Annotated in this window: 11 protein-coding genes and 1 riboswitch; of the genes, 5 read left to right on the top strand and 6 right to left on the bottom strand. The window is 66.9% G+C overall.

The features are described from left to right. Window positions 1-3: 3 nt before the first annotated feature. The 3 genes from AC1DXX_RS23525 to AC1DXX_RS23515 are packed head-to-tail and all read left to right on the top strand — an operon-like array spanning window position 4 to window position 4,804. Complete coding sequence (locus tag AC1DXX_RS23525; protein WP_478136622.1) at window positions 4-3,837, top strand: pilus assembly protein; 3,834 nt, start codon at window positions 4-6, stop codon at window positions 3,835-3,837. Next, the gene (locus AC1DXX_RS23520; protein ID WP_478136621.1) at window positions 3,834-4,244 is read left to right on the top strand and encodes a type IV pilin protein; all 411 of its coding nucleotides are present in this window, start codon (window positions 3,834-3,836) and stop codon (window positions 4,242-4,244) included. Before AC1DXX_RS23525 ends, AC1DXX_RS23520 begins: the two co-directional genes overlap by 4 nt. Then, window positions 4,241-4,804 (top strand): GspH/FimT family pseudopilin, encoded by a 564-nt coding sequence (locus tag AC1DXX_RS23515; RefSeq protein WP_478136620.1) that lies wholly within the window; start codon window positions 4,241-4,243, stop codon window positions 4,802-4,804. The genes AC1DXX_RS23520 and AC1DXX_RS23515 overlap by 4 nt, the downstream gene beginning before the upstream one ends. Before the next feature lie 11 nt (window positions 4,805-4,815). Here AC1DXX_RS23515 and nrdR read toward each other — a convergent pair whose 3' ends face one another. The 3 genes from nrdR to AC1DXX_RS23500 form a co-directional block, all read right to left on the bottom strand. Continuing rightward, entirely contained in the window at window positions 4,816-5,259 is a 444-nt protein-coding gene (gene nrdR, locus AC1DXX_RS23510) for a transcriptional regulator NrdR (RefSeq protein WP_042580112.1), read from the bottom strand. Between the two features lie 18 nt (window positions 5,260-5,277). Continuing rightward, window positions 5,278-6,522: a serine hydroxymethyltransferase gene (gene glyA / locus AC1DXX_RS23505; protein ID WP_478136619.1), complete on the bottom strand. Its 1,245-nt coding sequence runs from the start codon at window positions 6,520-6,522 to the stop codon at window positions 5,278-5,280. Window positions 6,523-6,563: 41 nt separating this feature from the next. Next, window positions 6,564-6,687: riboswitch (ZMP/ZTP riboswitch) on the bottom strand. A gap of 29 nt (window positions 6,688-6,716) precedes the next feature. After that, the gene (locus AC1DXX_RS23500) at window positions 6,717-7,556 is read right to left on the bottom strand and encodes a lytic transglycosylase domain-containing protein (RefSeq protein ID WP_478136618.1); all 840 of its coding nucleotides are present in this window, start codon (window positions 7,554-7,556) and stop codon (window positions 6,717-6,719) included. Between the two features lie 595 nt (window positions 7,557-8,151). Between AC1DXX_RS23500 and AC1DXX_RS23495 the strand changes: the two genes are divergently transcribed. Continuing rightward, window positions 8,152-11,976, top strand: a complete 3,825-nt coding sequence (locus AC1DXX_RS23495; protein ID WP_478136617.1) for a DUF748 domain-containing protein — start codon at window positions 8,152-8,154, stop codon at window positions 11,974-11,976. A 189-nt stretch (window positions 11,977-12,165) separates the two neighbouring features. After that, entirely contained in the window at window positions 12,166-15,033 is a 2,868-nt protein-coding gene (locus AC1DXX_RS23490; RefSeq protein ID WP_478136616.1) for a DUF349 domain-containing protein, read from the top strand. Window positions 15,034-15,123: 90 nt separating this feature from the next. Here the strand turns inward: AC1DXX_RS23490 and AC1DXX_RS23485 are convergent, their stop codons facing one another. From AC1DXX_RS23485 to AC1DXX_RS23475, 3 genes are all read right to left on the bottom strand, one after another. Continuing rightward, a complete protein-coding gene (locus AC1DXX_RS23485) occupies window positions 15,124-15,720 on the bottom strand; it encodes a hypothetical protein (protein WP_478136615.1) in 597 nt (198 codons plus the stop codon). A 94-nt stretch (window positions 15,721-15,814) separates the two neighbouring features. After that, window positions 15,815-16,606, bottom strand: a complete 792-nt coding sequence (locus AC1DXX_RS23480; protein WP_478136614.1) for a M90 family metallopeptidase — start codon at window positions 16,604-16,606, stop codon at window positions 15,815-15,817. A 16-nt stretch (window positions 16,607-16,622) separates the two neighbouring features. Then, window positions 16,623-16,998 (bottom strand): UDP-2,3-diacylglucosamine diphosphatase (locus tag AC1DXX_RS23475; protein WP_478136613.1); only part of this gene is annotated, 376 nt, incomplete at its 5' end.

Here is a 16,998-nt window from a genome sequence, read left to right as displayed (position 1 = left end):
TGCATGCGCTTTCTCCTGACTTGCGCCGCGGCGGCCTGCGCCATTTCCTGCGTTCAGGCCGCGACGTCGGCGCTGCCGCCCGATGCCGTGCTCCCGAGCGAGCCGCTGTTCTCGCTGGCGTCGCGTGTCGATCCCGGCATGGTGCTCGATCTCTCGCTGAAGCTGCCGAACGCGGGGGCGGCCTATCGCGACAGTTTCGACTGGAAGAAGACCTACGCGGGTTACTGGGACCCGATGGCCTGCTACGGCTACGCGAGCGCCGACGGCTACTTCAAGCGTTCGTCCGGGGCCGCGAAGCTGGCGGGCGGTGAGATCGTCTGTCGCAACCAGTGGAGCGGCAACCTGCTGAACTGGGCGTTGATGTCGTCCATCGACGGGGTGCGCCTTGCATTGACGGGGGGCGATCGCGTGATGGACGAGCCGGGCCGCACCGTGCTGCAGCGGGCGGTGCTGCCGGAGGACTTTCATCGCAGCACCTACTTCCCCGACAAGGCGGTGACGGGCAACCTGGACAAGCTCACGCCGTTGGTCACGGGGGGCCGAGACGGCTTGCGCGCGACGGACACGGTGCATTTCAACAGTTGCCTCCATCGTTTCGTCGCCGGGCCTGCCGCCCTCGGTATTTGTGCCGACCCCGGCAGCGTCCCTTACCTTGCCCGCGTCGAGGTCTGCACGCCCACCGAGGCAGCAACGCGTCCTTCGTTCTGCCTTCGGTATCCAGACGRCAACCACAAGCCCGTGGGCGCCATCCAGCACCACGCGGAACGGATGCGGTTCTCCGTCTTCGGCTATTTGCCGGACGACGATCCCGCGCGCTACGGAGGTGTTCTGCGCGCACCGATGAAGCACACGGGGCCCATGAGGATCGACGCGGCTTTCGACAGGGCGGGCAATCCGCAGGCGGAGTGGGATGCAACGACAGGTGTGTTCAAGGCCGACCCCATGGCCTTGTCCGGCGGCGTCATCCACCACATCAACCGGTTCGGACGCAGCGGTACGTACAAGAAGTTCGATCCCGCCAGCGAACTCTATTACGAGTCGCTGCGCTACCTGCAAGGAAAGCCGCCTACGCCGAACGCGACGGCCGGCATGGCTTCGGGCGACGAGCGTGGCACGGGTGGCGGGGACCCTGTCGCAGCCAGTTGCCAGAAGAACCACGTCCTGCTGATGGGCGACCTCGAAACCCACTACGACCGCTCGTTGCCCGGCATGTCGAAGGGAGACTCCGCCGGCGACTTCGATCGCGGCTTCAGCAGCACCGCCTACGAGCCCGACACCGCGTACTGGACGCGGCTCGTCGGCGCCTTCGAGAACCGGGAGACGCTTTCATACACGCATCCTTCAGGCACGCCGGGCCTCGCAACCATCGGCAACGACGGTCCCCGGGCGTTCAACTACAAGGGCGGTGCGCAACTGACGTCCAGCAACATCGCGACCATCGAAACCGGCGCCGACAAGGGCTCGTTCGGCATGGCCGGCCTTGCCTACTGGGCCAACACGCAGCAGATCCGCAGCGACCACCCCGATCTGCGCGTGCRGACCTTTGCCATCGACATGGGGCCGGGCAATGGGAGCGGCGTCGGGCAGAGGCAACGGGGCAGCGCCTTCTACCTGGCCGCGAAGTACGGGGGCTTTGTCGACAGCAACGACGACGGCAATCCGTTTCGTGCGTCGGGTGGCAGTTCCGAGTGGGCAGAAGGACTCGATGGCGACGATCAGCCTCAGCCTTCGAACTACTTTCTCGCGAGCGAGCCGCGGCAGATGGTGTCGGCCATCCGCCGGGTCTTCCAGCGAGCCGTTGCGCCGCCGGGTGGCCGCGTGGCGGCCGGTGCCGTCTCGACGAACCGGATTTCGAAGCAAGGCGCCAGCCTCTACGTGCCGCAGTTCGGCGGGCGACGCTGGTCGGGCACGCTGCTGTCGCATTCGCTCGGCCTCGATGCGTCGACCGGCGCGGTGCGCCAGGCCGATCAACCGGACTGGGATGCCGGTGCCTTGTTGACCGGCAACCCGACCGCCAAGCCCGCCGTGGCTGCGCGCGACGTGTCGAGCAGGCGCATCTTCACGCTGTCGACCGATGGCGTCGGCACGCCGTTTCAGTGGGAGACGCTCGACGGCGTGCTGCGCAGTCGCCTGAACGCGACGCCCTACGCCGAGCCTGCTGCATCGGATGCCCTGGGTGCCGAACGCCTGGCCTATCTGCGCGGGGATCGCCGCAAGGAGCTGTCCGTCCCGAACGGGGTTTTCCGCGTACGCGATTCGGTCATGGGCGATATCGCCAATTCGCCCCCGGTTTTCGTGGGCGCGCCGAGCCCTGTCATCCAGGGCCCCGGCTACGACCAGTTCCTGGCCGCCCATCGGGACCGGACGCATGCGGTCTACGTCGGTGCCAACGATGGCATGTTGCACGCCTTTGCGGCCCGCACCGGCGAAGAGCTGTTTGCCTATGTGCCGCGCACGATGTTTCCGAAGCTGGCGGCCTACACCTCGCCGGACTATGCGCATCAAAGCTACGTCGACGGCACGCCCGCAGCTGCCGAGGCCCGGATGGCCGACGGGGCATGGAAGACCGTGCTGGTCTCGGGCAGCGGCGGCGGGGCCACCGGGGTCTTTGCGCTCGACGTGACCGACCCTGCAGCCTTCTCGGCCGGCAAGGTCATGTGGGAGTTCAGCGGTGCGGACGACGCCGACATGGGCTATTTGACGCAGGCGCCGCGCATCATGAAGTTCCGCACCTCGGCGGCGACCAGGACCGGGGCGGCGACGTACGGCTGGTTCGCCGTCGTTCCGTCCGGCTTCAACAACGCCCATCACGGCAAGCGCGCCGCATTGTTCCTGCTCTCGCTCGACAAACCCTCGGCCGCCGAGTGGGAGCAGGGCGTCAGCTATCACAAGATCGTCCTGCCTCGCCCGGCGGACAACTCGCTCGTGAATGCCTTGAGCGTGCCGGGCGACCATGCGGCTGCCGACGGAACCACGCGCATCCTCTATGCCGGCGATACGCAGGGCAACATGTGGAAATTCGATTTCAGCGGCAACGCGCCCTGGGACGAGAACAATGCACTGGCACTGAAAGGCCGGCCCCTGATGGTCGCCATCGGCGGCAGCGGCGCGAATGCGAAACGCCAGCCGATCACCGTGGCGCCAGAGGTCGGGGCAGGGCCGGGCGGTGGCGCCATCGTGCTTTTCGGTACGGGGAAATTCGTGAGCCCGGAAGATCTGGGTCGGTCGAGCCACGGCGTGCAGACGATGTATGCCGTGCATGACGACGGCACGGCCCTTCCCGCCGCCGATGCGCGTGCGCAGCTCCAACCCCGCAAGGCCGCCGCCGTCGGCGGGCAGTCGTTTCCCGCGATCACCGGAGAGGCGTTCGTCTACGGTCCCTTCGATCGCAAGACGACAAGCCGGCGCGGCTGGTACTTCGATCTGCCCGGATCGGAGGATCAGGGCGAGCGCCTGGTGTCGAAGCCGCTGCTGAGCGATGGTCACCTGTTCTTCAACACGCTGATTCCCAACGCCAATGCATGCAGCAAGGACGGCGGCGGACGCAGCTGTGCGGTGAATGCAATGACGGGTCTCTCGCAGGGCGGTACCTGCGTGCCCTCGCCCTCGGGCGCCGGCATGCTGGGGGCGCCGCTCCTGGTTCAGTTGGGCGAGGGTGGCTACAGCGCGACCGATGCGCTCGGGCGCCGGTCGGAAACACGGCGGATGTCCGTCATCAACCTGGGCGGCCGGCGCGGCATCTCGGTGGCCCAGCCTGTCGATGGCGGCAAGATATCGCAGGTGGCGGGGCGCCTGAACTGGCGCCAGGTCGTCGACTACCGTGGCGCAAAGCCATGAGGATCGCCGCGCTTCGCGGATTCACATTGATCGAGATGATGATCGTGCTCGCGATCGTTTCGATCCTCGTGGCCATTTCCTATCCGTCGTACGCGGATTTCGTGCGCAAGGGGTGGCGCAGCGAGGCGCGGTCTGCATTGATGCAGCAAATGCAGGAGCAGGAACGCCGCTTCACCCTGGTCGGCCGCTATCGGCGCTACGCTGGCGACTCGGGAGACGGCGGCCCGGGCGGCAAGTACACCGTCGAAAGCGGCAACTGCGAGGGGCGCGCGAACATCGACAGCTGCATCCGGCTGACGGCGACCCTGAAGCCCGGCTTTTCCGACCCTCAGGTCGGCACGCTCTGSATCGACAGCCTGGGGGGCAAGGGCTGCGATGGCACCCAGCCCGGCAGGTGCTGGCAATGACAGGCACCGAAAGACGCTGCACGGGCGGCTTCACGCTGGTCGAACTGATGACGGTCGTGGCCATCGTTGCCGTGCTGGCCGCAGCCAGTACACCGAGCTTTCGGGAGATGCTGCTCAATCAGCGCCTGGCGGCGGCGGCCCAGGCTTTCAATTCTGCGTTGAGCCTGGCACGCATGGAAGCCATTCAGCGCGCTCAAAGCGTGAAGGTGACCGCACTTGCGGGCAACGAGTGGGCCGGTGGCTGGGCCGTCCGGACCGGGCCGGATGAATCCCCGCAAACGCTGCGGAGCTTCGGCCGGTTGCCGCAAGGTGTGAGTGTCGACGCGACGCTGGGAGGCGGCTTTGCGCAGGGCTTGCGCTATGACAGCAACGGGTTTTCACGCCAGGCGACCCGGTCCGGTTTCGGCGCCGGCTGTCTGACGCTGAAGGCCGACACCGGACGCAGGGCGTCGATCGTCGTCTCGGCCTCGGGACGGGCCAGGGTCTGCAATCCGGATGTGAGCGGCGATTGCGGCTCGGGGGCGTGCGCCAAAGGCGACAAGGGAGAAAGCGGCGCCTGAACGCCGTCGGTTCAGATGTCCCGCAACAGCTGCCTGAACTCGTCCACGTCCTCGAAGCTGCGGTACACCGAGGCAAAGCGCACGTAGGCCACCTTGTCCAGGCGCTTGAGTTCGCGCATCACGAGTTCGCCGACCTTTGTGGAATCGATTTCACGCAGGCCGCTGGCCAGCAGCTTCTGCTCGATGCGCAGCAGGGCGGTGTCGATCTGCTCGATGCTCACCGGGCGCTTGCGCAGAGCCAGCATCATCGAGGCACGCACCTTGGTCGAGTCGAAGTCGGCGCGGCTGCCGTCTTTCTTCACGACCACCGGAAAATTGACGTCAGGGCGCTCGTAGGTGGTGAAGCGCTTGTCGCAGGCGCTGCACTGACGGCGCCTGCGAACGAAGTCGGCGTCCTCAGAAACGCGGGTCTCGACGACCTGCGTTTCGAGATGACCGCAAAAAGGGCATTTCATGCGGTCGGAGCGCCTGGATCAGCGATAGACGGGGAAGCGGCTCGTCAAGGCGTGAACCTTGGCGCGCACCGTGTCGATGTTCGCCGCGTCGCGCGGGTTCTCGAGCACGTCGGCGACCAGGTTCGCGGTGATGCGGGCTTCTTCGTCCTTGAAGCCGCGCGTGGTCATCGCCGGGGTGCCGATGCGCACGCCGCTCGTGACCATCGGCTTTTCCGGGTCGTTCGGGATCGCGTTCTTGTTGATCGTCATGTGGGCGCTGCCCAGCACGGCTTCGGCTTCCTTGCCGGTGATGCCCTTGGCGCGCAGGTCGACCAGCATCACATGGCTTTCGGTGCGTCCGCTCACGATGCGCAGGCCGCGCTCGGTGAGGGTGTCGGCCACGATCTGGGCGTTCTTGACCACTTGTTGCTGGTAGGCCTTGAACTCGGGCGCCATCGCCTCCTTGAACGCGACGGCCTTGGCGGCGATCACGTGCATCAGCGGGCCGCCTTGCAGGCCCGGGAAGATCGCGCTGTTGATGGCCTTCTCGTGCTGCGACTTCATCAGGATGATGCCGCCGCGCGGACCGCGCAGGCTCTTGTGGGTGGTCGAGGTGACGACGTCGGCGTGCGGCACCGGGTTGGGGTACACGCCCGCGGCCACGAGGCCGGCGTAGTGGGCGATGTCGACCATGAAGATCGCGCCGACATCCTTGGCCACCTTGGCGAAGCGCTCGAAGTCGATGCGCAGCGAGTAGGCCGAAGCGCCCGCGATGATCAGCTTGGGCATGTGCTCATGCGCCTTGCGCTCCATCGCGTCGTAGTCGATGGCTTCGTTGGCGTCCAGGCCGTAGCTCACCACGTTGAACCACTTGCCGCTCATGTTGAGAGGCATGCCATGGGTGAGGTGGCCGCCTTCGGCCAGGCTCATGCCCATGATGGTGTCGCCGGGCTTCAGGAAGGCCAGCATCACGGCTTCGTTGGCCGAGGCGCCGCAATGCGGCTGCACGTTGGCGGCGTCGGCGCCGAAAATCTGCTTGACGCGGTCGATGGCCAGCTGCTCGGCCACGTCGACATGCTCGCAGCCGCCGTAGTAGCGCTTGCCCGGGTAGCCTTCGGCGTACTTGTTGGTGAGCTGCGAGCCCTGGGCGGCCATGACGGCCGGCGAGGCGTAGTTCTCGCTGGCGATCAGCTCGATGTGGTGTTCCTGGCGCGCGTTTTCGGCTTGAATCGCAGCCCAGATCTCGGGATCGGTCTGTTCGACCAGGATATTGCGTTGGTACATGGCAGTCCTTTGAAGACGAGGTCCTTGTTCTTCAACCAAACAAGGGCTGCCCAGGCGAACGGCTGAACGCCTGTTGTGTCAGGCGGCACGCTTCCCAGTGGTATTCCACGTCAGCGCGTGGCACCTGTTCGGGTGCTGCGCCTATCGCCAGTCGCGTACAGGCCGAGTGTAGCGCACACCCGGCCGGACGACCTTCAGGAAACAGCGGAGAGCAGGGCCACCTTCGCAGGCTCGGAGGCTTCTTCCCGCTTGGCCGGCACCACGATGGGGATCGGCTGTGCGCGCACGGTGGTCGGCGGCGGCGTCACCGACGGCGCACGGCCGTTGGCGACCTGCAGCAGGCGTTCGCGCTCGGCCATCACCTTGCCGGCGTAGCCGCCGTCGTCTTCCAGATTGGCGGCACCCACGTAATAGCGCAGGCCGCCTTCGAGCGAGCCGGCACGGGCGATGCATTCCTGCAATACCTTGACGCCGACGCGCATGTTGGTCACCGGGTCGAAGGCGGTGAGCGTGCCGCCCGCGCTTTCGTACTTGTCGCCGTGCACGCGGGTCATGACCTGCATCAGGCCCTGGGCGCCGACCTGGCTCTGGGCGAAGGGGTTGAAGCTGGATTCGACAGCCATGATGGCGAGGATCAGCGTCGGGTCGAGCTTGGTTCGCTTGCCGATCGTGTAGGCCTCTGCAACCAGCACGCTCAGCGGCTCGGCCGCAACGCGGTACTTCTTGCTCAGCCAGTAAGCCACGGCGGCCTGCTGCTTGGGCAGGTCCCCGGGGCTCGCGGCCGTGGTGCGCTCGATGGCGGTCGGCTCGAGGTCCGTGACTTCGGGCGCGGGCTTGCGCGACTGCAGCCAGCCCATGAGCTGTTCCTCGCCGGTCTGGCGCAGATCGGGCCGTGCCACGAGGGCGAGGGCCGCGAACACGATGGCCAAACCGACCAACGCAAACCCGTTGTGGGTGATTTCAAAAAAGCCGTCTGCCACATCGGACACGAAGGTCCTCAGCCCGCGGGCCGTGGCATCAAACGCCTTGTTCATCGCTCTTCCTTTCTGTGCGGCACCTGCTCGCAACGCCTGGAGAGGCGATGGATGAAGGCAACGGCGCTTGGATTGGTACGAATCAGGCTCCGCGCATGGGTGTGTAGGGTGAGAGCGCGGCGACCTGATCAAGCCGGGGGAATTCGGCAGCGGATTCAGGAGTCCCTGCTGCATCTGGCAGTCAGGGCTGGCGGGATTCTAACGTGGCTAAATACACGGTCAAGCATATGAAATATGTTTCTTATGCTAATAATTGTTTTAAAGGTTGGCGGTTTCAGAGGGCTTGGCCTAAGGGAAATCCCTTGGAAAATTGGGTTTGCAATGCAAGGGTGCGACGCCTAATCTGGACGGGCCTGAGTTTTCAGGCGCTTTTCCGAAGTCAGGCAGTCCGAGGTGCAAGTCCAAGGACTCGAACGATGGAGGATTCACGGCGGCAATCTCTTGCTGCCAGCACGGCAGGAACCATTGACTTCCGGTCGCGCGAATCGATGGCATGGGTTTTGTGCCCGCCATCAAGCCCGGCAACAAGGCATTCAGTCGCGTTGCCGGGCTTTCTTGTTTCTGCCCCTCCACGTGTTTGCGGCACACTCCGGCGATGGATTTAGCTTCGCTCAAACAAAACAAATGGGTGCGACGTGGGATCGTCGCGTTGCTGGTTCTGTTGGCCTTCTGGGTCATTGCCTGGCTGGCGGTACCGCCGATCGCCAAGAGCCAGCTTCAAAAGATCGCAAGCGAGAAGTTGGGCCGGCAGGTTACGGTCGGCAAGATCGATTTCAAGCCCTGGACACTCGAACTCGCGCTGAGCGACCTGCGCATCGCCACCGCCGACGGCAAGCAGCCGCAACTGGCCATCAAGCGCATCTATGCCGATGCCGAACTCCAATCTCTTTTCCGGCTGGCACCTGTCATCGACACGGTGACAGTCGAGTCGCCCGCGGTCCTGCTGACGCACCTGGCCGACGGCAAGTACGACATCGACGACATCCTGGCCAAGCTGGCATCGGGTCCGCCGCCCGATCCCAAGGCCGAACCGGCGCGCTTTGCCATCTACAACATCTCGATCAAGGACGGCGCGGTCGACTTCGACGACCAGACGGTCAAGCGCAAGCACCAGCTGCGCAATTTCATGCTCAGCGTGCCTTTCCTGAGCAACCTCGCTTCCAAGCGCGAGATCAAGACCGAGCCCAAGCTGGTCTTCACGCTCAACGGCGGCAAGTTCGACTCGGCCGCCTTCAGCACGCCTTTTGCGGAAAGCCGCAAGACCGATGCCCATGTGCAGTTCAAGGGCCTCGACCTGGTGCCTTACCTCGGCTACATCCCCGGCGGCCTGCCGGTGAAGCTGCAGGCCGGCAGTCTCGATGCCGATCTGAAGATCGATTTCCAGCAGGCGGCGACGACCGGCCTCAAGATCACCGGGACGGTAGAGGCGCACGGCGCCAAGCTGAGCGATGCCAGGGGCCGCGACCTGCTGGGCTTCGACTCGCTCAAGCTGGCGCTGGCAGACCTGCGTCCGCTGGAGTCCGTGTTCCACCTGAGCGAAGTGGCCTTGGCCAATCCGCAGCTCGTGGTCGCGCGCGATGCGGCGGGCCAGCTCAACCTGATGGCGACGGACCCGGCCACGGGGGCCGCGGAAAAGGTGGCGCCGCTGCCCGCCGCCGCTGCCAGTGCCCCGAACGGCAAGACGGCGGAAAAGCCCAAGCTGAACGTACAGGTCGACAAGGTGGCCTTGAGCGGTGGCCGCATCGGCTGGCGTGACGAAACCGTCAAGCCCGCGGCGGCCGTCGACCTGACCGAGCTGGGGCTCGACGTCACTGCGGTCACCTGGCCGATGGAGAAGCCGGCCCAGTTCGACGGCAGCACCGCCATCGCCGGGGCCACGCTCAAGTTCAAGGGCAGCGCCACCGACAAGGTGGCGGACGTGCAGACCGAGGTCGACGCGCTGCCGCTGTCGCTGGCCGCTCCCTATCTGGCGCAGAGCCTGGAGCCTACGCTCGACGGCAAGCTCAGCGGGCAGATCGACATCGCCTGGGCCAAGCCCGATCTCAAGTTCAAGGCCCGGCGCCTGGCTGCCGACGGCCTCGCACTGACCCAGGCCAAGACTGCGCTGGCCAGCGTCGGCCGCTTCGAGCTGATCGACGCCGAAGTCGACATGACGCAGCACACGCTGGCCATTGCTTCGTTCACAGCCACCAACCCCAAGGTGCGCGTCGAGCGCGACAACGAGAAGCGCTGGATGTTCGAGCGCTGGCTCCGAACGCCGGCCGCCGGTGGCGGTGCCAAGGAAGGCGCCGCCGAAGCCAAGGTGGCGGCACCCAAGCCGGTGGGCGCCGGATCGGCCAAGGCCRATGCCAACACCAAGCCCTGGGCGCTGACCATCGGTACCCTGGCGGTCGACAACGGCAGCGTCTCGTATGCCGACAAGGCGGGCGCGACGCCGGTGGCGATCGAGGTCACGGCCTTCAAGCTGAACGCGCAGAAGATCGCGCCCGAAACCAACACCGCGTCGCCGCTGCAGGTCTCGGGCCACATCGGCTCCGGGCGCTCCGAACCGGGCCGCTTCGACTACAAGGGCAACGTGGTGCTCAAGCCGCTGGCGGCCGAGGGGCGACTCGAGGTGGTCTCGTTCCCCGCGCACGCCTTCAAGGCCTATTACGCCGACGCGCTCAACGTCGACATCCGCCGCGCCTTCGCGAGCTATCGCGGCACGGTGCACTATGCGACGGCGCCCGCGGGCATGACCGTCAAGCTGGCCGGCGACACCGCGCTCGACGACTTCCGCGCCAACAGCGTCTCGCTCACCCAGTCGCCCGGCTTCGACCGCAACACCAACCAGTTGCTGAGCTGGAAGACCCTGAGCCTCCGCGGCCTGCAGGTGAGCATGGCGCCCAACGCGCCGCCGAATGTGGACGTGCGCGAGACCACGCTGACCGACTTCTTCGCCCGCGTGATCGTCGACCCCACCGGCCGGCTCAACCTGCTGAGCCTGACCAAGAAGGGCGAGGCCGAAGGCGCTGCGGCCGCGGCTGCGACCACCGAAGCCAAGACCCGCAAGGGCCCGGGCGGCACCACCACCACGACCCGCCAGGCGCCTTCGCAGGCCTCGGGCGGCGCACCGGTGTCGGCCGAGGCCATGGTCGGCGGCAGCCCCGAGCCGGCCAAGGCCGCCGCGGCGCCGGTTGCCACGGCCCAGGCTGCGAATGACACCGGCCCCAAGCCGGTCATCAATTTCGGCCCGATGAGCCTGGTCAACGGCAAGATCGACTTCACCGACCTGTTCGTCAAGCCCAACTACTCGGCCGACCTCAGCGAGCTGACCGGCAAGCTCAGCTCCTTCTCGTCGAACCCGCCGAAGGGCGAGGGCGGCCGGCCGGCGCTGGCCGACCTGGAACTGCGCGGCAAGGCCCAGCAGACCGCAGCGCTCGAAATCACCGGCAAACTCAACCCGCTGGTCAAACCGATCGAACTCGACATCACCGCCAAGATGCGCGACCTCGACCTCGCGCCGCTGTCGCCGTACTCGGTGCGCTACGCCGGCCACGGCATCGAGCGGGGCAAGATGAGCATGGATGTCAACTACAAGGTCGCGCCCGATGGGCAGCTGACGGCCACCAACAAGCTGGTGCTCAACCAGCTTCGGTTCGGCGACGAAGTCAGCGGCGCCCCCAACAGCCTGCCGGTGAAGCTGGCGGTAGCCCTGCTGGCCGACCGCAATGGCGTGATCGATGTCGAGCTGCCGCTCAGCGGTTCGCTCAACGATCCGCAGTTCAGCGTCGGCCCGCTGATCTGGAAGGCGGTGGTCAACCTGATCGTCAAGGCAGTGACGTCGCCGTTCAGCCTGCTCACGGGCGGTCTCGGCGGCGGCAGCGGCGAATCGAGCGCCGTCACCTTCGAGCCGGGCAGCTCGGCACTCAGCGCCAGCGCCAGGGAAAGCCTGGACAAGGTCGTGAAGGCCCTGACCGAACGGCCGACCCTGCAGATGACGGTCGTCGGCACTTCCAGCCTCGACAAGGAGCGCGACGCCTACCAGCGCCAGCGCGTGCGCCAGCTTACCCAGGCCGAGAAGCGTCGCGTCGCAGTGCGTGCCGGCCAGACCGGCACCGACGTGCCGTCGGTCACCGATGCCGAATACCCCGAGTTGCTGACCGCGGTCTACAAGCGCGCCGACATCACGAAGCCGCGCAACCTCGTCGGGCTGGCCAAGGACCTGCCCGTCAACGAAATGGAAAACCTGCTGCTCGCGAGCATTCCGGTCGACGAGGAGTCGATGCGGCAGCTGGCGGTCGAGCGTGGCGCCGCCGTGCGCGATTACTTGCTGGCGCAGAAGCTGCCGAGCGAGCGGTTGTTCCTGGGCGCGGTGCGCACCACGGCCAGCGGTGCCGACTGGAAGCCGGGTGCCGAGCTGAGCCTGACCATGAAGTGAGAGCGGTCACTTGGTTTTTCGCTTGAGCTTGCTATATATGTAGTCCGTTAAGCTCCCAGCCCGCAAACCTGCGTTCGCCACCGTTTCTCAACGGAATTCAGCGGCCAACCGCAAGTGGGTGAAAATGTCGATGTGCGCCGGCCTTTGCCGGCGCCTTCGCTTTCTCTACTAAGACAACGATTTCGCGCAGTGACCTCTACTTCTTCCAAGCCACACGACCTTCAGGCCCTCGACACGCTCACCAGCGGCGCCTTCACCGCGCCGACTTCGGGCGAGCGCGCCGCGCGCATCCGCGACTGGCTCGCGGGCAACCCCGCGTCCGAGCAGATGCAGGAAGTCTTCAAGGAGTTGAGCGGTCGCGACAAGGGCGCGGCGCGCCTGCTGCGCGAGAAGCTCGATGAACTCAAGCGCGCCAAGGGCCAGGAAGCCATGGCCGCCGAATGGGCGCAAAAGGCCGAGGCGCTGCTGGGCCAGTCCAAGCTCAACATCGCCGATGCACTGGCCTGGCAGCGCGACGCCGCCAAGGCCGGCGCGCCGCTGTCGCGCGAACCGCTGGCAGGCCTCAAGCTGAAGCTGGCCGAACGCGTGAAGGGCATCGAAGACCTGCAACACCGCGCCCAGGTTCATCGCGAAGCCGCCGTGCTGCTGGCGCAGCGCTTCGAAGTGCTGTCCACCAAGGGCTGGCAGGACGCCCAGGCCGCCGAGGAATCGCTGCGCTCCGACGTGAACCACTGGCAGCAGCAGGCCGCCGACATCGCTTCCGACCTCAACTGGAACAGCCTCGACGCCAAGTTCGCGCCGCAGCTCGACGCGTCGAAGTCGCAGCTGCTGGTCGTGTCGGACGCGTTCCACAGCGCGCTGGCGCAGGCAATTGCCGCCGCTGCCGATGCCGCAGCCCCGCTGCCGCCCGTGCCCGTGTGGGCCGACGAGCTGCGCACTGCGCGCGGCGAGGTGGTTGCGCCCAAGGCCGCAGCGCCCGCACGGCCTGCCGCACCCAAGGTCGACCCGGCCGTGCGTGCTGCTGCACAGGACGCCGTGCAGGCCGCGCTTGCCAAGCTCGAACAGGAAACTGCCGAAGGCCACGGCAAGGCCAGCGCCGGCGCGGCTGCTGCGCTGCGCGCAGTGCTCAAGGAACACGGCAAGTCGGTCGAGGCGCCGCTCGAAGCCCGCGTGCATGCCGCGCTGGTCGCAGCCGGCGAGCTCGAAGGCTGGCAGCGCTGGAGCGCCGACAAGGTGCGCGAAGACCTCGTGGCCAAGGCCGAAGGCCTGCTCAAGCGCCCCGAAGGCCAGGCCCTCGGCGGCCGCAAGATGCAGGAAACGCTGCGTGCACTGCGCGACCAATGGAAACAGGCCGACCAGGGCGGCGTGCCGAACCATGCGCTGTGGAAGCGTTTCGATGAAGCCTGCAACGAAGCCCACAAGGTGGTCGAGGCCTGGCTCGAGAAGGTGCGCGCCGACGCGGCCGAGCATCGCGCCCATCGTGTGGCGCTGATCGAGGAGGTCAAGGCCTGGGCGGCCGAGCATGCCGGCGCCTCCGACCTGAAGGCGCACAACCGCGCGCTGCATCAATTCGCAGACCGCTGGCGCGATGCCGGCCATGTGGGCGAGAAGGTGTTTGCCGAGCTGCAGCCACAGTGGAACGAAGCCTTCGGCGCCGCGCGCGCACCGTTCGAAACGGCGCAGAAGGCGAGTGTCGAACGCCGCCAGGCCATGATCGCCGAGGCCACCGAACTTGGCGCCCAGCCGATGCTGCGCATCGACGCCGTCAAGGCGCTGCAGCAGCGCTGGCAGGCCGAGGCGCAGAGCGTGCCACTCGACCGCCGCCATGAACAGAAGCTGTGGGACGCGTTCCGCGCGCCCATCGACGAAGCCTTCAACCGCAAGACGGCCGAGCGCGAAAAGGTGTCGGCCGCCATGAGCGAGCACGACCGCCATGTGCTCGACGCCTCCAAGGCGCTGGATGCAGCCAACGCCGGCGGCGACGTGCAGAAGATTCGTGCAGCCATCGCCCGCCTCGAAGGCGCGCTGCGCGGCGAAGCGCCGCCGCCCGCGCCGAAGGCCGAAGAGGCCGCAACGGCGAGCGACGGTCCGTCGGTCGGTGCCACTGAAATCGTCGCCCCCGGACAAGCCGCGGCCGAATTCGGCGAGAGCGCCGAACAGGCACCGAGCCCGAGCGATGCAGAGGCATCGCCAGCTGCACTTGCCGAGCCAGCGCATGCCGCGGCTTCCGATCTCGTGGCGCCAGCCGATGGTGCCGACGCCTCTGCACGCACCGATGGCGAAGCCCACGATGCCGGCGAAGCTGCCGCTGTCGAAAGCCAGGCCCCGGCCGCCGCGCCGAAGCCGGCCCCCAAGCCGGTCGTGGCCATGCGCGGCGACGACCGTCCTGGCAGCAGGAAGACGGAAGCGGCGCCTGCAGGCCGCGCAGGTGGCAAGTTCGGCGACCGGCGCGATGGTGGCCGGCCAGCGGGCCCCGGCGGCCCGGGTCGCCCGGGCGATCGCGGCGGTCCTCGCCCCGATGCACGCGGCGATCGCGGCGCACCGGCTGGCCGCTTCGGCGATCGTCCCCCGCGCTTCGAAGATCGCGGCCCGCGTCTCGGCGATGCGGCCTTCCGGGCCCAGCGCGAAGCGCTCGAACGTGCGGACATGGCATTGCGCAAACTCGCGGCGCAGGCCCACGGCGAGGCGCTGACGCAGGTGCTTGGCGCTTGGGAGCAGCGCGATGCCGCACGCTTGCCGAGCGTTCAGGAACTGGGCCGTGCGGTCTCGCCGGCTGTGCGCACCACGTGGTCGCAAGCCGTCGGCAGTGCGCCGACGGCTGCCGCGAGCGACGCCGCCGAAGCGCTGCTGCGCCTGGAAATGGCCGCCGAAGTGCCGACGCCCGCCGAGCAGCTCGACGCGCGCCGCGCCCTGCAACTCAAGCTGCTGACGAAGCGGGGCGATCCGGCACCGGCACAGACCTGGGGCCAGGACGCAGGCAAGGTGCTGGCCGCGGCGCACGATGCGACCAGCGCACGCCGGCTGCAGAACGCGTTGAAGGCCTTGCTGCGCAAGTAAGGCGGCGCACAGGCCAAAAGACCACGAAGAAGGCGCCCCGCGGGGCGCCTTCTTCCTTCTTGTTTGGGAGCGTCGTGTCCTGAGGGCTTGTCAGACCTTCTCGCCGATCGTGGGCGTCTGGACGGCGGTGGCTTGCTCCGTCGCATAGCCGCTGGCAATCCGCCGCCGGATGAACAGCCCCCCGATGCCCAGCAGCAGGGCGACGGCACCGACGATCAGCGTGCTCTTGTCCGTGGCGACCGATGCCGCTGCCTTGTCCTTGTTCTCCATGATCTTTTGCACATCGGCGAGAGCAACGACAGGCTGGCCCTTGAGCTTGACTTCGTAGACCAGATTGTTGTCCGAAGGATCGACGCGGACATCGACGGCTTCGTCGATCAGCGGCTCGAGCTTGCGGCGGCCGATAGCGTAGTCCACGCGCCATTTTTCGGTGCTGCCGTCGGCCAGCTTGGCATCGAGCACGAAGTAGTGGCGCGTCGTGCTGCCGCCACGGCGGCGCTTGGTGGTTTCGGTGATTTCGCTGCCGCTGACGATCGTGCCGCTCTTGGCCACCAGGTCTTCCACGGCGGTGCCATGCGTATCGGCGCCTGCCTTGAATTGCGCATAGGCGGCCCAGCCCAGGATGCCGATGCCGAACAGCAGCGCGATCCATGCCTTGCCCGTGAGCTGATAGAACCAATCCCTCATGTCGTTTACCTTTTTTGACGAGTTGATAACCCGTCAATGGTAAAGGGCAAATCGCTATCAAATATGTAGCTATAAACGCCGGTACGGCGGGCGCTCAGGGCTGTTTAGGTCGAAAGAATTCGTCGAAGAGAGCCACCACCGCGGGAAAGTCTCTGGCGAAGTTCGGGCGGTTCACGAAGTAGGCCTCGCAGGCCACCGCGAAGAACTCGCTGATCGAGGTCGCGCCATAGGCATCGAGCCACGGCGGCTCGGCGCCGAAGCGGTCGGCCATGATGGTTTTTTCGCGGAAGCCGTCGTAGGCGGGCTGCAGCACGGCGAGCCAGGCGGCGCGGGCTTCGCGGGCGCTGCGACGGCCTGCGAAGCCGGCCGGCAGTGGCGGGCAGCCGTCGGCATCGCCGCCGCGCATGTCGATCTTGTGGGCGAACTCGTGGATCACGACGTTGTAGCCGCCTTCGCTGGTGATGCTGCTTGCGAGCACGTCCTGCCAGCTGAGCATCACCGGGCCGCGATCCATGGCTTCGCCGGCCACGACCTCTTCGTATTCGTGCACGACCTGGGCTTCATCGACGACCTTGCGCTGCGCCACGACCTCGGACGGATGCACGACGATGCCGACGAAATCGTCGTACCAGGCCAGATGCCCCTTCAGGTGCAGCACGGGCAGTACGGCCTGGGCCGCGATCGCCAGCGCGACCTCGTCGGTGATGACGAAGCCTTGGGCGCCGTGAAATTCCTTGTCGCGCAGGAACTCGGCGGCCAGGGTTCGCAACTGCTGCTGCTCGGCAGGAGGGCGGTCACCCAGGAAGGCGTAGCGTGCCAGCGTGGCCTGCCACGCGGTGTCGGGAATCGGGGGCAAGGTGCGCAGCCGGCGCAGCCACTTGAACATCGGCGGTGCGGCGCAGCTAGCGCAGGTCGACGCGTTGCGCGCCGGCGGCAGACAGGCACAGCAGCTGTGCGCGCGGCGGATGGGCTGCGGCATCCCAGTCGCTCAGCACGACGCGGTGCAGGCCGTTGCCCAGGTCGTGATCGGCCGGCCGGTGCGTGTGGCCGTGCACCAGCGTGTGCGCATGGGCCTGCTGCAGCCATTGGCGTGCAGCATTGGAGTCCACGTCGGCCCAGACCGCCGAGGGGTTGCGCTTGCGGTCTTCGCTCTGCACGCGCATGGAGCGGGCRAGTGCACGACGTTCCTCGAGCGGCCGGTCGAGGAATGCGGCCTGCCATTCAGGCGTGCGAACCAGCGTGCGGAACTTGAGGTATTCGATGTCTTCGAGGCAGAGG

The organism is Variovorax sp. P4_B10 (assembly GCF_056402375.1).
Note: the sequence above shows the minus strand (reverse complement) of the source record. Positions and strands in the feature narration are given on the sequence as shown.

Excerpts from the sequence above, each read along its gene's own strand:
- AC1DXX_RS23515 (WP_478136620.1), top strand. The coding sequence starts at position 4,241 with ATGACAGGCACCGAAAGACGCTGCACGGGCGGCTTCACGCTGGTCGAA.
- nrdR (WP_042580112.1), bottom strand. The coding sequence starts at position 5,259 with ATGAAATGCCCTTTTTGCGGTCATCTCGAAACGCAGGTCGTCGAGACC.
- glyA (WP_478136619.1), bottom strand. The coding sequence starts at position 6,522 with ATGTACCAACGCAATATCCTGGTCGAACAGACCGATCCCGAGATCTGG.
- AC1DXX_RS23500 (WP_478136618.1), bottom strand. The coding sequence starts at position 7,556 with ATGAACAAGGCGTTTGATGCCACGGCCCGCGGGCTGAGGACCTTCGTG.
- AC1DXX_RS23485 (WP_478136615.1), bottom strand. The coding sequence starts at position 15,720 with ATGAGGGATTGGTTCTATCAGCTCACGGGCAAGGCATGGATCGCGCTG.
- AC1DXX_RS23480 (WP_478136614.1), bottom strand. The coding sequence starts at position 16,606 with ATGTTCAAGTGGCTGCGCCGGCTGCGCACCTTGCCCCCGATTCCCGAC.